The organism is Marinobacter sp. (genome assembly GCF_033722195.1).
Taxonomy (GTDB): Bacteria; Pseudomonadota; Gammaproteobacteria; order Pseudomonadales; family Oleiphilaceae; genus Marinobacter.
In genome coordinates this window covers 16,353-29,603 of sequence record NZ_JAWVZL010000014.1, presented here as the reverse complement: position 1 = coordinate 29,603, position 13,251 = coordinate 16,353, and the positions used below count along the sequence as shown (strand labels likewise).

General features: G+C 64.4%; 16 protein-coding genes. 3 read left to right on the top strand and 13 right to left on the bottom strand.

All coding sequences use genetic code 11. The annotated features are described in order from the left end of the window. The first annotated feature begins 42 nt into the window (after positions 1-42). Positions 43-882 carry a carbon-nitrogen hydrolase family protein gene (locus tag R3280_RS04485; protein WP_318997381.1) on the top strand — a complete coding sequence of 280 codons (840 nt, stop codon included), beginning with the start codon at positions 43-45 and terminating at the stop codon, positions 880-882. A 154-nt stretch (positions 883-1,036) separates the two neighbouring features. Here R3280_RS04485 and yjgA read toward each other — a convergent pair whose 3' ends face one another. The 13 genes from yjgA to R3280_RS04420 all read right to left on the bottom strand — a co-directional run bounded on the left by yjgA (position 1,037) and on the right by R3280_RS04420 (position 11,443). Continuing rightward, the gene (gene yjgA / locus R3280_RS04480; RefSeq protein WP_318997380.1) at positions 1,037-1,561 is read right to left on the bottom strand and encodes a ribosome biogenesis factor YjgA; all 525 of its coding nucleotides are present in this window, start codon (positions 1,559-1,561) and stop codon (positions 1,037-1,039) included. Between the two features lie 43 nt (positions 1,562-1,604). Beyond that, positions 1,605-2,966, bottom strand: coding sequence for a magnesium transporter (gene mgtE / locus R3280_RS04475; protein WP_318997379.1), 1,362 nt, complete (start codon positions 2,964-2,966; stop codon positions 1,605-1,607). A 184-nt stretch (positions 2,967-3,150) separates the two neighbouring features. After that, positions 3,151-3,420, bottom strand: coding sequence for an HPr family phosphocarrier protein (locus R3280_RS04470; RefSeq protein ID WP_318997378.1), 270 nt, complete (start codon positions 3,418-3,420; stop codon positions 3,151-3,153). A gap of 8 nt (positions 3,421-3,428) precedes the next feature. Then, on the bottom strand, positions 3,429-4,310 hold the full coding sequence (gene rapZ / locus R3280_RS04465) for an RNase adapter RapZ (protein ID WP_318997377.1): 882 nt from the start codon (positions 4,308-4,310) through the stop codon (positions 3,429-3,431). A 54-nt stretch (positions 4,311-4,364) separates the two neighbouring features. Beyond that, complete coding sequence (ptsN, locus tag R3280_RS04460) at positions 4,365-4,832, bottom strand: PTS IIA-like nitrogen regulatory protein PtsN (protein WP_318997376.1); 468 nt, start codon at positions 4,830-4,832, stop codon at positions 4,365-4,367. Positions 4,833-4,913: 81 nt separating this feature from the next. Then, a complete protein-coding gene (gene hpf / locus R3280_RS04455; protein ID WP_318997375.1) occupies positions 4,914-5,222 on the bottom strand; it encodes a ribosome hibernation promoting factor in 309 nt (102 codons plus the stop codon). A 141-nt stretch (positions 5,223-5,363) separates the two neighbouring features. Further along, positions 5,364-6,884, bottom strand: coding sequence for an RNA polymerase factor sigma-54 (locus R3280_RS04450; protein WP_318997374.1), 1,521 nt, complete (start codon positions 6,882-6,884; stop codon positions 5,364-5,366). A 139-nt stretch (positions 6,885-7,023) separates the two neighbouring features. After that, a complete protein-coding gene (lptB, locus tag R3280_RS04445) occupies positions 7,024-7,749 on the bottom strand; it encodes an LPS export ABC transporter ATP-binding protein (RefSeq protein WP_318997373.1) in 726 nt (241 codons plus the stop codon). Beyond that, entirely contained in the window at positions 7,749-8,270 is a 522-nt protein-coding gene (gene lptA / locus R3280_RS04440) for a lipopolysaccharide transport periplasmic protein LptA (protein WP_318997372.1), read from the bottom strand. Before lptA ends, lptB begins: the two co-directional genes overlap by 1 nt. Positions 8,271-8,274: 4 nt before the next feature. Then, the gene (lptC, locus tag R3280_RS04435) at positions 8,275-8,877 is read right to left on the bottom strand and encodes an LPS export ABC transporter periplasmic protein LptC (protein ID WP_318997371.1); all 603 of its coding nucleotides are present in this window, start codon (positions 8,875-8,877) and stop codon (positions 8,275-8,277) included. Continuing rightward, entirely contained in the window at positions 8,874-9,455 is a 582-nt protein-coding gene (locus R3280_RS04430; RefSeq protein ID WP_318997370.1) for a KdsC family phosphatase, read from the bottom strand. Before R3280_RS04430 ends, lptC begins: the two co-directional genes overlap by 4 nt. A 12-nt stretch (positions 9,456-9,467) precedes the next feature. Continuing rightward, positions 9,468-10,436 carry a KpsF/GutQ family sugar-phosphate isomerase gene (locus tag R3280_RS04425; protein ID WP_318997369.1) on the bottom strand — a complete coding sequence of 323 codons (969 nt, stop codon included), beginning with the start codon at positions 10,434-10,436 and terminating at the stop codon, positions 9,468-9,470. A gap of 44 nt (positions 10,437-10,480) precedes the next feature. Continuing rightward, complete coding sequence (locus R3280_RS04420) at positions 10,481-11,443, bottom strand: calcium/sodium antiporter (RefSeq protein ID WP_318997368.1); 963 nt, start codon at positions 11,441-11,443, stop codon at positions 10,481-10,483. A gap of 202 nt (positions 11,444-11,645) precedes the next feature. On the opposite strand from R3280_RS04420, the gene R3280_RS04415 reads away from it, so the two are divergent. Then, the gene (locus R3280_RS04415; RefSeq protein WP_318997367.1) at positions 11,646-12,458 is read left to right on the top strand and encodes an ABC transporter ATP-binding protein; all 813 of its coding nucleotides are present in this window, start codon (positions 11,646-11,648) and stop codon (positions 12,456-12,458) included. Continuing rightward, on the top strand, positions 12,455-13,249 hold the full coding sequence (gene mlaE / locus R3280_RS04410; protein WP_318997366.1) for a lipid asymmetry maintenance ABC transporter permease subunit MlaE: 795 nt from the start codon (positions 12,455-12,457) through the stop codon (positions 13,247-13,249). Before R3280_RS04415 ends, mlaE begins: the two co-directional genes overlap by 4 nt. The last annotated feature ends 2 nt before the right edge of the window (positions 13,250-13,251 follow it).

The window sequence follows — 13,251 nt, the reverse complement described above, 5'->3', positions numbered from 1 at the left end:
CAAAGGCTCCCCGGCCCGGAAGTAGCCAAAAGGAGATGGAGTATGGCAGAGCACAAAAGCGGCATAGTCGCGGCCATTCAGATGGTCAGCGGCCACGATATCAAGGCCAATCTGGATGAGGCTGCCAGGCTGCTGAAGTCGGCCGCCAAGGCCGGTGCACGGGTGGCGGTCCTGCCGGAAAACTTTGCTGTGCTCAGCACCGAAATGATGCTGGAACAGGGCCAGGAGGAAATCGACAACAAAGGCCGCATCCGTCGTTTCCTGGCGGAACAGGCGGCCCTGCTGGGAATCTGGATTGTGGGCGGCTCCCTGCCCATCGCGGCCCGGCCGGAAGGCCAGAAGATCAAGGACAGGGTCCGCGCCAGTTGCCTGGTTTTTGACAACGGCGGCCGGCAGGTGGCTCGTTACGACAAGATTCACCTGTTCGATGCCATGGTGGAGGACGCCCACGGCCAGTATCGGGAGTCGGACACCTTCGAGCCCGGCAGTGCGGTGGTGACGGTGGACACTCCGGTTGGCGTACTGGGCCTGGCGATCTGCTATGACCTGCGCTTCCCGGAGCTGTTCCGGGCACTGCGGGCCAAGGGCGCGGAATGGATAGCGCTCCCCAGCGCCTTCACCTACAACACTGGAGAGGCCCATTGGCAGGCATTAATGCGGGCTCGCGCCATCGAGAACCAGGTCTGGATGGTGGGGCCGGGGCAGGGCGGTCAGAACAGCCCGAGGCGGCGCACCTACGGCCACTCCATGATCTGCGACCCCTGGGGCCGGATCGTGACCGAGATGGGCGAAGGGCCGGGGCTGGTGACCGGCGAACTGGACCAGCAGCGCCTCAGCGAGATCCGCGACCGCATGCCGGTCTGGACCCACCGGCGCCTCTGAAGTAGCCCCCCTCTCCCCAACCCTTCTTCCGCCAGGGGAGAGGGGCTCAAGAGGGGGCACCTGAATCCCGAGATCTCCCGCCCGACTCCTCGCTGCGGGTTATTTTACTCCCCTCTCCCCTGGTGGGAGAGGGGGCGGGGGAGAGGGGGGATGATCAGCTCACCTCGTCGATGCACTCCCGAAGATACCGGAACAGCTTGCGGAAATGGCCGGTGTTGACGTCTTTGGCAGCGTCCCGGCGGGCATTGCGTACCAGGTTGCGCAGGTGCTGGACTTCGGCGCCCGGGCAGTATTCCAGGAACTCGGTGACAGCGTCGTCGCCCTCGCTGATCAGCCGGTCACGCCAGCGCTCCGCCAGGTGCAGGCGGCGGGTGTGCTCCTCGCTGCCGGCATCGAAGGCCGCCACTGCCCGGGTCAGCTCCTCCAGCTGTTCTTCCTGCCGAATCACCTTGCCGATGTACTGCAGGTGCCGGCGCCGGGCCTCGTGCTGGCGTATACGGCGGGATTCCTCGATCGCCGTGCGCAGGGTGTCGCTCATGGGCAGGCCGGCCAGCTGATCCGGCCGCAGGTCCATCAGGTGCTTGCCCACATCCTGCAGGGCGTGCATCTCGCGCTTGAGCTGGGACTTGCTCTTGAGCAGCTCGTCGTCGTTGTAATCGTGTTCGTTGTCGTCGCTCATCGGATGTTTCGCATGCCGGAGCCCGGGCTGGCGTTGGCCGGCCTCAGGCGTAGAAGATGGTTGCCAGTCCCAGGAAGGCCATGAAGCCCACCACGTCGGTGACTGTGGTCAGGATAACACCGCCGGCCAGGGCCGGGTCGATGTTGCGGGATTTCAGGAATATGGGCAGCACCGTGCCCACCAGGGCGGCGGCGATCAGGTTGATGATCAGCGCGGCGGCAATCACCACGCCGATCAGCGGGTCCCTGAACCAGGCCGTGGCCGCCACCGACACCACCAGGGCCCAGAGCAGGCCGTTCATGGCGCCGGCCAGGAACTCACGATTCAGCAGCCAGCCCACGTTTGCGCCGCTGATCTGGCCCACCGCCATGCCGCGGATCACAAGGGTCAGGGTCTGGCTGCCGGCGATGCCCCCCATGCTGGCCACGATGGGCATGAGAACCGCCAGCGCCACCACTTTCTCGATGGTGCCCTCGAAAATGCCGATCACCGCCGAGGCGATGAACGCGGTGATCAGGTTGATGCCCAGCCAGACCGCCCGCCGCCGCGTGGTTTTCATCACCGGCGCAAAGGTGTCCTCGTCCTCGTCCAGACCCGCCATGCTCATCAGGGAGTGGTCGGCGTCGTCCCGGATAACGTCCACCACGTCGTCGATGGTGATACGGCCCAGCAGCTTGCGGCCCTCGCCCACCACCGGCGCCGAGATCAGGTCATAGCGCTCGAACAGGGTAGCCACCTGGGTGTCCGCCATGGTGACCGGTATGGGCTCGATGTCGGTGTCCATGACCTCCCGCACGGTGGCCGCGGGGTTGGACACCAGCATCTTGGTGATGCCCAGCACGCCAATGTACTCGTCGCGCCGGCTCACCACGATCAGGCTGTCGGTCATGGGCGGCAGGCTGCGGTGGCGGCGCAGGTAGCGCAATACCACGTCGATGGTCAGGTCCGGACGCACCGTGATGGTGTCGGTGTTCATCAGACCACCGGCGGTGTCCTCCGGGTAGGAGAGCACTTCCTCCACCCGCTGCCGGTCCTGCTCGTCCATGGTGTCGAGCACTTCCTGGATGACCGTATCCGGCAGCTGCTGCAGCAGGTCTGCCAGGTCGTCCGACTCGAAGTCCTCGATGATGCTGGCCAGTTCCTGGGCGTTGAGCTTGCTCAGGAAGTAGCCCCGGATGTCGTCGTTCAGGTACTGGAGAACCTCGCCCTCGAGGTTCTTGTCCACCAGGTTCCACAGCAGGGCACGCTGGCGCGGCGGTGACGATTCCAGCAGGTGGGCAATGTCGCTGGGGCTCAGGCCGCCATTGAGAATGCGGGAAACCTGCTGAAGGGCGCCACTGTCGAGAGCTTCGCTGAGGGAGCGCAGGCGTTGCCGGGCCTGGCTCTTTTCCAGTATTTCTGCCATGGGTCACCTGGGTATTGAACGACAATCAGCGCACCGGGACCTGGATCCGTTCCGGTGGCTCGTGCCAGTGTGAATCAGCAAGCGCAGGGCTCGCACGGACCGTACGGATCCGTCGATAGATTAAAACTGGCTGATTATAGCGGAGTTAGGGCTTAAAGGTGAGGCGCGGAAGTAGGTGAATGTGCTATTCACCCTCGCCGAAGTAGTCGCCGATCAGGTCGGTGAGGGCGTCCCGGGCCTCGGTTTCGTCCGGGCCGTCGATGATCAGCTCGATCTCGGTGCCCTTGCTGGCCGCCAGCATCATCACCGCCATGATGCTCTTGCCGTCGACGGTACGGCCCTCCTTGCTCACCTGGACGCTGCTTTCATAACGACTGGCGGTGCCCACCAGTTTGGCGGCGGCGCGGGCATGCAGGCCCAGTTTGTTGACGATGGTGACGGGCTGGCGAATCATGGAGCGGTTCAGGACTCTGTCGGCTTGATGTGGGGCAGTTCGGTGTGGCGAATCTGCACGTTGTTGTATTGGCTGGCGAAGTGCCGGCCCAGGCGCTCGCTGATGTAGACCGAGCGGTGCTGGCCGCCGGTGCAGCCGATGGAGATGGTCATGTAGCTGCGGTTGCTCTTGCCGAAGGCCGGCAGCCAGGCGTCCAGCATGGCGGTCAGGTCACTGATCATCCTGCCGGTCATTTCCTCCTTCTCGAGGAAGTCGATCACCGGCTGGTCGAGCCCGGTAAACTGGCGCAGGCTGGTGTCCCAGTAGGGGTTGGGCAGGCAGCGCACGTCGAAGACGTAGTCCGAATCCACCGGCACCCCGTGCTTGTAGCCGAAGGACTGGAACAGAAGCGCCATCTCCTGCTCCTTGCGGCCGACAATGCGTTGCTTGACCATGTCCCGCAGCTCGTACATCGACAGCCCGGTGGTGTCGATGTGCAGGTCCGCCAGTTTGGCCAGCGGCTCCAGCAGGGATTTCTCGTGGCTGATGGCCTCCCGCAGGGAGCGTTTGTCGCTGCTCAGCGGATGCTTGCGGCGGGTGGCGTGGAAGCGCTGCAGCAGGGACTGGTCGCTGGCGTCCAGATAGAGGATCTCGAGGGTCAGGCCGGTGTCGGTCAGACGCTCGTAGATGCTCTCGAAATGGGCGATCTCGTCCGACAGGTTGCGGGCGTCGATACTGACGGCAATCTTGTTGAGGCGGTCCGGCGCGGCGTGGGTGGTGGCTTCCCGTGTCAGCGGGAAGAGCAGGCCGATGGGCAGGTTGTCGATGCAGTAGTAGCCCAGGTCTTCCAGCACATGCAGGGCGGTACTCTTGCCGGAACCGGAACGACCGCTGACGATAATCAGTTTCATAGCCCGTGGGACCTCACTTCGCACTTTCGCGGGGAACACAGCGCCCGAGCCGGCTCAGGCTTCTCCGATCATACGACGGTACAGGCTTTCGCTATCAGTGCACTGACGCAGATGGTCGCAGAAGCTCCGCTCGTTGAATTTCTCCGCCAGCTGGCTGAGCAGCTCCAGGTGCTCGCTGGTGGCTTCCTTGGGAACGATGAGCGCAAACAGGATATCCACCGGCTGGTTGTCGATGGCGTCGAAGGACACGCCTTCTTCCAGGGTCACCAGAGTGCCCACCACCCGGTTGCAGTTTTCCAGCCGACAGTGAGGGATGGCGATGCCCTGGCCGATGCCGGTACTGCCGAGCCGTTCCCGTGCCACCAGGTTGTTGAAGGTCTGGCTCTCGCTGAGCTCGGGGAAGCGCCGGGCCACCTGTTCGGCGATGAACTCCAGGATCCGCTTCTTGCTGCTGCCGCTGACACGACAGTGGGTCAGGTCCGGGCTCAGTATGTTTTCGATTGTAAGAGATGTGTCCGTCATGGATAGACAGTGTTTCCGTAAAAAAGCTGCGGCACGTCCGAGGTGCCGCAGCGGGAATCAGCCGTATGCAGATGGGCTGCCCTAGCGGGCGGCGGCACCGTGCATACGATCAACGGTTTTTTCCTTGTGCTTGAGGATCTGACGATCCAGCTTGTCCACAAGGGCATCAATGGCCGCGTACATATCGCTGTTTTCAGCCTTTGCGTGAATCTCGCCTCCGATCACATGCATTGTCGCCTCCGCCTTCTGGCGCAGCTTTTCCACTTCCAGGGTCACCTGGCAATTGCTGATATGGTCAAAATGGCGCTCAAGGCGCTCGAATTTTTCCTGGACATAATCTTTCAGTGCGGGCGTGAGATCGACGTGGTGACCTGAAATATTGAGTTGCATAGGCTTCTCCTGTTGTCGTCATGCCGGGCGCTCCACGCACCCGGCGTACTGCCCGGCCCGAAGGACCGGCACAAACGCATCTGACGAAGGGCCCTGTCGGTGGCGCGTCGGGTCATCGACCTGGTGCCCGCCATGTTGCCCCTATACCAGTCTCTTCCGCTCGTTGGAGGGCGGAATCTGCATGGCTTCCCGGTACTTGGCCACGGTTCGCCGGGCTACGTTGATGCCCTGGTCGCCAAGCACGGTGGCGATCTTGCTGTCACTCAGGGGTTTCTTCGGGGTCTCGCCCGCAATCAGTTTTTTGATCATGGCACGGATTGCGGTCGAGGAACACTCCCCACCTTCTTCGGTACTGACGTGGCTGGAGAAAAAGTACTTCAGCTCGAAAATACCCCTGGGTGTGTGCATGTATTTCTGGGTGGTGACCCGGGAAATCGTGGACTCGTGCATCTCTACAGCCTGGGCGATGTCCGACAGGATCAGGGGCTTCATGGCCTCCTCTCCCTGGTCCAGAAAGCCCTGCTGGTGTTCCACGATCCGGGTGGCCACTTTCAGCAGGGTCTCGTTGCGGCTCTGCAGGCTCTTGATGAACCACTTGGCCTCCTGCAGCTGGTCCCGCAGGTAGGTGTTGTCGGCACTGCTGTCCGCACGCCTGATAAGTGAAGCATAGCTGGCATTGACGCGAATGCGCGGTGCGATTTCCGGATTCAGTTCCACCCGCCAGCGACCGCTGACCTTGCGCACGATCACGTCCGGGATGACGTAGTCCGGCTCGGCCCGGTCGATGCTGTCGCCGGGGCGGGGGTTGAGGCTGGTAATCAGTCCCAGCACTTCCCGCAGCTGGTCTTCCTTGAGGCGGCTGCGGCGCAGCAACTGGGCATAGTCCCGGTTGCCCAGCAGGTTGATGTAGTGGGTGATCACCAGGCGCGCCTGGGGCAGCCAGGGGGTATCCGGCGGCAGCTGGTTGAGCTGGATCAGCAGGCAGTCCTGCAGGTCCCGGGCGAAGACGCCGGCGGGGTCGAAATGCTGCAGGCGCCGCAGTACCGCCATGACCTCGTCCAGCTCCAGCGGGTCTTCCTCGCTCTCATCCACCAGGCCGGCGTGGATGTCCTCCAGGCTGCTGGTGAGGTAGCCGCGCTCGTCCACCGCATCCAGCAGGGCGTGGGCGATGGCCCGGTCCCGTTCGCTCATGGGCGTCAGGTTGAGCTGCCACTCCAGGTGGTCCTGCAGGGTTTCGGCGGGGGAGTTGCGGGTCTCGAAATCGTTGTCGTTGTCGTCGTCATTGCGGGCGGCGGAGCTGGGTGCGGACTGGTAGACGTCGTCCCAGGCGGTGTCCACCGGCAGGTCCTCGGGGATGTTCTCGCTCTCGGTGGACCAGTCCGGGCCGGCCTCGGATTCGTCCCAGCCGGTTTCCACCGGTTCCGCCTCGCCGGCGCTTTCCTGGTATTCCGGGGCCGGGGTGTCGGCGTCCTGCTCGGCATCCGGGCTGTTGTCCGGCAGGTCGTCGTCTTCAGGGGCTTCCAGCATGGGATTGGACTCCAGCGCCTGCTGGATTTCCTGCTGGAGATCGAGGGTGGACAGCTGCAGAAGCCGGATCGCCTGTTGCAGCTGGGGCGTCATGGTCAGACTTTGGCCCAGCTTTAACTGAAGAGAGGCTTTCATAACCATCGTTTGAGTTCCGTCACCCTTTGACTGCTACGGCCGTAAAAAAAACCCGTTGCTTGTTGGCCACTTGCCAGGACAAGCAAATTCTTTGCCGAGTGTACTTCCTTGACGGGTGTCTAGACAACGGATCTTCAAGCTAGAGTCTGAACTCATTGCCCAGATAGACTTCCTTGACCTGCTGGTTGGCCATGATGTCGTCGGCGTGGCCGGACGCGATGATGTGGCCGCCACTGACAATGTACGCATTTTCGCAGATATCCAGGGTCTCACGCACGTTATGATCTGTAATCAGGACGCCGATGCCCTTGTCCCGCAGGTGGCGGATGATCTGTTTGATATCGCTCACCGAGATGGGGTCGACACCGGCAAAGGGTTCGTCCAGCAGGATGAAGGCCGGCTCAATGGCCAGGGCCCGGGCGATCTCAACCCGCCGCCGCTCGCCCCCGGACAGCGCCATGCCCAGGCTGTCCCGGATGTGGGTGATGTGGAACTCTTCCAGCAGGGTCTGCAGTTTGTGCTCGCGCTCGTCACGGCTGAGGCCCTTGCGGGTCTCCAGGATCGCCATGATGTTGTCCCGCACGGTGAGCTTGCGGAACACCGAGGCCTCCTGGGGCAAGTAGCCGATGCCCTGGCGGGCCCGGCCGTGCATGGGCAGGGGCGTGATGTCGCGCTCGTCGATGGTGATTCGGCCGTTGTCCGCCGGCACCAGTCCCACGATCATGTAGAAGCAGGTGGTCTTGCCAGCGCCGTTGGGTCCGAGCAGACCGACGATCTCGCCACTGCGGATCTCCAGGGAAACGTCGATCACCACTTTCTTCTGCTTGTAGCTCTTGGCCAGATTGCTCGCTCTGAGTACCGCCATCAGGGCTGGTTTCCTGTGCCGGAGGGTGCGTTTGGCTGGATGATCATCTCGACACGGCCCGGGCTGCCGTCACCGGTCTGGCCGCCTTCGGCGGTCACCACGCGCTCGGCGGTGTCGTAGAGGATGTGTTCGCCGCGGAACAGGTTAGCGCCCTGTTCGATCACCGCCTGCTCCTTGAAGGTGATCTCGCTGTCGCGAGCGGCATAGATGATGGTCCGGGCGCGGGCACGGGTCTCGGCCTGCTCGGCGGTGGCCGGCTGCCGGTAGCGGGCCGGCTCGCCATACGCCTCGATCCGCTTCAGGCCCTCGGCATCCCGGTAGAGTACAACCCGGTCGGCGGCGAGCTGGGTCTGGTTCTGGGTGACCACCACGTCGCCGGTATAGGTGGCGACACCCTTGGCATCATCGAGCCGGGCGTTGTCGGCGCTGACGGCAATGGGCGCATCGGACTGCAGATCGAATGCGGCCAGCGGCAGGCTGGCAAACAGCCCGATCAGGGTCCACGGGAGCCAGCGGCTCATGGTTCTACTCCTGGTTTGCGTTGTCGGGTTCATAGACGCTCTCCACCTGGGATCGCAGTTCCAGGATGCGGTCATCGATCCAGGCCTTCATGCCCACCGCTTCGGTGATGCTGAACTGGTCGGTCAGGATCACCGGTGCATCGGTGTGGACGATCCGCTGATTGTTGTCCAGGGTCAGCCTGTCGGTCATCAGGGTGCCCTCCCGGCCGCTGGCCAGGGTACGGCGCACCACCACATCCTGCTCCAGCCGCAGGATGCTGCGGTTCTGCAGAAACTCGCCGGTGGCGGCAGTGAGGGTCCAGGGGGTGCCGGATTCCTCATCATACAGCGTCGCCGTGGGCGCTATCATAGTAGCGGTTTGGCGGGATTCAAACTGCTCGATGCGGGGACTCTCGATAACGGCCGTGCGCTGCCCGCGCTCGTTGAAGGAGAGGTAGCGGCCGTTGACCACAAAGCTGTCGGGCTCGGTGGGTCCGCGCAGGTCCCGCACATCCTCGGGCTGGCGTGGCTCGTCACTCTGCCAGAGCAGGGACGCCAGCACCAGCAGGCTGGCCAGCAGGGCCAGGGCCCGTAACCAGGGCCGCGCGAACAGACTGGGCAGGCTCACGAGTGGCTCTCGGGCTCAAGGAGGTACTGCTGCAGTGCGCCGCAGAGCAGCCCCTGGGCGTCCAGCAGCAAATCCGCCAGCTCCCGCACGGCGCCGGCGCCACCCTCGGCATGGGTGCAGTAGTCGGCTCGCTGGCGCACGAACCAGTGGCCATTGGGCACCGTGACTCCAAGCCCGGCCATCTGGATGGCGGAAAGATCCGGCAGGTCATCCCCCATGTAGGCCAGGGCGTCGGGTTCGAGCTGGCATTCCCGGGCCAGTTCCAGCAGTGCCACCCGCTTGTCTTCGCGGCCCTGGAGAATCCGCTTGATGCCCAGGTCGGCGGCCCGACGGGCGGTCAGCGGAGAGTTGCGACCGGTAATGATGGCCACCTCGATACCGGCCGCCATCAGTTGCTTGATGCCGTGGCCATCGAGGATGTTGAAGGCCTTGAGCTCGTCGCCCTGGGCGCTGAACAATAGCTTGCCATCCGTCATCACGCCGTCCACATCCAGCGCCAGCAGGCGGATGCCGGCGGCCAGCTGGCGGATGTGGTCCGGCGCGGCTGCGGGATTGGAAGCGGTGAGGGTGTCGGTCATGCCGGGTCTCCGTCAGATCACGCCGGCGCGCAGCAGGTCGTGCATGTTAATGGCGCCGGTGAGCTCGCCGTCGCGGTTGGTCACCGGCAACGCGTTGATCTTGAGCTCCTCCATGATGTTCAGAGCTTCCGCCGCCAACTGGTCCTCATGGATGGTGCGGCCGTTGCGGGTCATCACATCCCGGATCGGCGTGGCGTGGATATCCAGGGGCCGGTCCAGGGTGCGGCGCAGGTCGCCGTCGGTAAAGATGCCTGCCAGGCGGCCGTTGTCGTCCACCACCGTGGTCATGCCCAGGCCCTTGAGGGAAATTTCCAGCAGGGCGCCGCTCAGGGTGGTGTCGGGGCTGACCCGGGGAATGCGGTCGCCGGTATGCATGATGTCTGACACCCGCAGAAGCAGGCGCCGGCCCAGGCTGCCGCCGGGATGGGAGAAGGCAAAATCCTCGGCGCTGAAGCCCCGGGCCTCCAGCAGCGCCACCGCCAGGGCGTCCCCCATCACCAGGGTCGCGGTGGTGCTGGATGTGGGCGCCAGGTTGAGGGGGCAGGCCTCGATGGCCACACTGACGTCCAGGTTGGCCACCGCCTCACGGGCCAGGATGGAGTCCGGGTTGCCGGTCATGCTGATCAGGGGCGCGCCCATGCGCTTGATCAGCGGCAGGATGGTCAGTACCTCGGCGGTATTGCCGGAGTTGGAAATCGCCAGCACCACGTCCTGGCCGGTAATCATGCCCAGGTCACCGTGGCTGGCCTCGCCGGGATGCACAAAGAAAGAGGGTGTGCCGGTGCTGGCCAGGGTGGCGGCGACCTTGTTGCCGATGTGGCCGGACTTGCCCATGCCGGTAACCACGACGCGGCCTCGGCATGCCATCATGACCTCGCAGGCCCGGACGAATTCGTCGCCGATGCGACCGGCCAGGGCGTCGATGGCGTCCCGTTCGATGGTGATGGCCCGCAATGCGGCGTCTTTGAAGTCTTTGCTCATACCGGTCCTGTGTCCGTTGCTTGCGCGGGGAGCTGATACCGCCGTCAGCGGGCGGTAACCGCCAGCCAACCGATGTAGCCCAGGTAAATGGCCAAGAGTATACCACCTTCGAGCCGGGCCAGTTTTCCCTTTCGCTGCATGCCGTAGGCAAACGCCGCCAGCAACAGGGTCAGGCCCGCCATGGTGCCGTAGTCCCGCAGGACACTATCGCGACCCAGGGCCAGCGGGCTGAGCAGGGCCGGCATGGCCAGTACCGCCAGCAGGTTGAACAGGTTGGACCCTACGATGTTGCCCAGCGCCATCTCATGGTGGCCCTTGAGTGCGGCGGTGAGGGAGGCGGCAAGTTCGGGCAGGCTGGTACCCAGGGCCACCATGGTGAGGCCCACGATCATCGGCTCCACCCCCAGCAACAGCGCCAGCTCGGACGCCGCCCACACCAGCAGCCGGGCGCTGGCCACCAGGATCAGCAGGCCCGTGCTGAACTGCCACAGGGCGCGCCCCAGGGACAGGCTGGCGTCCACGTCCGGCACCTCGAGGCTGGCCGGGCCCTTGCCGGATTTCGCCCGCCACATCAGGTAGCCCATTGCCGCCACCAGCATCAGCAGAAACAGCACGCCGTCCAGGGGCGACAGCTCCCGGTCCCAGATCATCAGCCAGGCAATGGCGGTGGCCGCCAGCAGGATCGGCAGCTCCCGGAACAGTACCGAGCGCTGCAGGGGCAGGGGGGCGATCAGGGTGGTCAGGCCCAGCACCAGGCCGACATTCGCGATGTTGGAGCCCAGGGCGTTACCGACTGCCAGTTCCGGCTCGCCGGTGAGGGCCGCCAGTACCGACACCATGATTTCCGGCGCCGAGGTGCCGAACGCCACCAGCAGCAGGCCCGCCACCATGGGTGGCAGGTGCAGGCCGCTGGCCAGGCCGGCGGCGCCATTGATGAAGCGGTCGGCGCTCCAGGTCAGGGCCGCCAGGCCGATCACCAGTGCGACCAGATAGAGTAGAAAGAGCATCTTCCTCCGTATGGCCGGTAGCGCGCTGCCGCCGCCGGACCCTGTTCCGGTTAACGGGTTGGCCCTTGTTCAGATTAACTGAAGGTTGCAATCAGGATAATTCGGGTTGCCGTCATTGAGCTTGCCGGGAACTTAGCATACTGTAGCGCCAACTTGAGAATTACCCTGTTCAAATCGAGTTCACCGGGGACACTGCGACGCCATGCCAGCCGAGGCTTTCATCACCCTTGATAACGTCGTGTTCAGTCGGGGCCGCCGGCGCATCTTCGACGGGGTCAGCCTCGCGGTTCCACGGGGCCGGATCACCGCCATCATGGGCCCCAGCGGCACCGGCAAGACTACCCTGCTGAGGCTGATCGGCGGCCAGTTGCGACCCGACAGCGGCCGGGTCCTGGTGGACGGCCAGAGCGTGCCCGAGCTGCGCCGGGCCGACCTTTACCGTCTTCGCACCCGCATGGGCATGCTGTTCCAGAGCGGCGCGCTGTTCACCGACCTGTCGGTCTTCGAGAATGTTGCCTTCCCGCTGCGGGTTCACACCAAGCTGCCCGAGGACATGATCCGGGACATCGTGCTGATGAAGCTGGAGGCCGTGGGCCTGCGGGGCGCCCGTGACCTGATGCCGGCGGAACTCTCGGGCGGCATGACCCGGCGCGTGGCACTGGCCCGTAGCATCGCCATGGATCCGGAGCTGATCCTCTACGACGAGCCCTTCGCCGGCCAGGACCCGATCGCCATGGGGGTGCTGGTCAAGCTGATTCGCGCCCTCAATACCGCCATGGGCCTGACCAGCGTGCTGGTGTCCCACGACGTGCCGGAGTCCCTCAGTATCTGCCATCACGCCTGCATCATTGCGGGCGGGCGTATTATCGGCGAAGGCACACCCGAGGAGCTGCGCCAGCACCCCTCCGAGCTGGTGCAGCAGTTCCTGCGGGGCCAGCCAGACGGCCCGGTGCCCTTCCATTATCCGGCCGAAAGACCGGCCAGTGACTGGGGCCTGGAGGAGGTCGGATCATGATCGCCCGTACGCTTGACTGGCTCGCCGGGCTGGGCCATAGCGGACTGTCGGTGGTGGCTTCGCTGGGCCGCTCCGGGGTGTTTCTGTGGCGCGCCCTGGTGGGCGTGCCCCGGCCGTCGGTGGGTTTTCCGCTGCTGGTGCGCCAGCTCTACTCCGTCGGTGTGCTGTCGTTGGCCATCGTGGTGGTGTCCGGGCTGTTCATCGGCATGGTTCTGGGCCTGCAGGGCTACACCATTCTCAGTGATTATGGCTCCGAGCAGGCTATCGGCCAGATGGTGGCGCTGACCCTGGTGCGGGAGCTGGGTCCGGTGGTGACGGCGCTGCTGTTTGCCGGCCGGGCCGGGTCCGCCCTGACCGCCGAGATTGGCCTGATGAAGGCCACCGAGCAGCTCTCCAGCATGGAGATGATGGGCGTGGACCCGCTGCGCCGGGTGATTGCGCCCCGGTTCTGGGCCGGCTTCATCGCCCTGCCGCTGCTGGCGGTGATCTTCTCGGTGGTGGGTATCTGGGGCGGCATGCTGGTGGCGGTGGAGTGGCTCGGGGTGTTCGAGGGCGCCTTCTGGAGCAACATGCAGTCGGCGGTGGCGTTCACCAACGACGTCATCAACGGCGTCATCAAGAGTGTGGTATTCGGGTTTGTCTGTACCTGGATCGCGGTCTACCAGGGGTATGATTGTGTACCAACCTCGGCGGGCATCAGTTCGGCCACGACGAAAACGGTTGTGTACTCTTCGCTAGCGGTGCTGGGGCTGGATTTCGTCCTTACCGCCGTCATGTTTGGGGGCTTCTAGCA

What these genes read in the sequence shown, in the direction of transcription:
- ptsN (WP_318997376.1), bottom strand. Translation starts at nt 4,832, where the DNA reads ATGACGGACACATCTCTTACAATCGAAAACATACTGAGCCCGGACCTG.
- lptA (WP_318997372.1), bottom strand. Translation starts at nt 8,270, where the DNA reads ATGAGCCGCTGGCTCCCGTGGACCCTGATCGGGCTGTTTGCCAGCCTG.
- R3280_RS04485 (WP_318997381.1), top strand. Translation starts at nt 43, where the DNA reads ATGGCAGAGCACAAAAGCGGCATAGTCGCGGCCATTCAGATGGTCAGC.
- mgtE (WP_318997379.1), bottom strand. Translation starts at nt 2,966, where the DNA reads ATGGCAGAAATACTGGAAAAGAGCCAGGCCCGGCAACGCCTGCGCTCC.
- R3280_RS04425 (WP_318997369.1), bottom strand. Translation starts at nt 10,436, where the DNA reads ATGAGCAAAGACTTCAAAGACGCCGCATTGCGGGCCATCACCATCGAA.
- R3280_RS04470 (WP_318997378.1), bottom strand. Translation starts at nt 3,420, where the DNA reads ATGATTCGCCAGCCCGTCACCATCGTCAACAAACTGGGCCTGCATGCC.
- R3280_RS04450 (WP_318997374.1), bottom strand. Translation starts at nt 6,884, where the DNA reads ATGAAAGCCTCTCTTCAGTTAAAGCTGGGCCAAAGTCTGACCATGACG.
- rapZ (WP_318997377.1), bottom strand. Translation starts at nt 4,310, where the DNA reads ATGAAACTGATTATCGTCAGCGGTCGTTCCGGTTCCGGCAAGAGTACC.
- yjgA (WP_318997380.1), bottom strand. Translation starts at nt 1,561, where the DNA reads ATGAGCGACGACAACGAACACGATTACAACGACGACGAGCTGCTCAAG.
- hpf (WP_318997375.1), bottom strand. Translation starts at nt 5,222, where the DNA reads ATGCAACTCAATATTTCAGGTCACCACGTCGATCTCACGCCCGCACTG.
- R3280_RS04415 (WP_318997367.1), top strand. Translation starts at nt 11,646, where the DNA reads ATGCCAGCCGAGGCTTTCATCACCCTTGATAACGTCGTGTTCAGTCGG.
- mlaE (WP_318997366.1), top strand. Translation starts at nt 12,455, where the DNA reads ATGATCGCCCGTACGCTTGACTGGCTCGCCGGGCTGGGCCATAGCGGA.
- R3280_RS04420 (WP_318997368.1), bottom strand. Translation starts at nt 11,443, where the DNA reads ATGCTCTTTCTACTCTATCTGGTCGCACTGGTGATCGGCCTGGCGGCC.
- lptB (WP_318997373.1), bottom strand. Translation starts at nt 7,749, where the DNA reads ATGGCGGTACTCAGAGCGAGCAATCTGGCCAAGAGCTACAAGCAGAAG.
- R3280_RS04430 (WP_318997370.1), bottom strand. Translation starts at nt 9,455, where the DNA reads ATGACCGACACCCTCACCGCTTCCAATCCCGCAGCCGCGCCGGACCAC.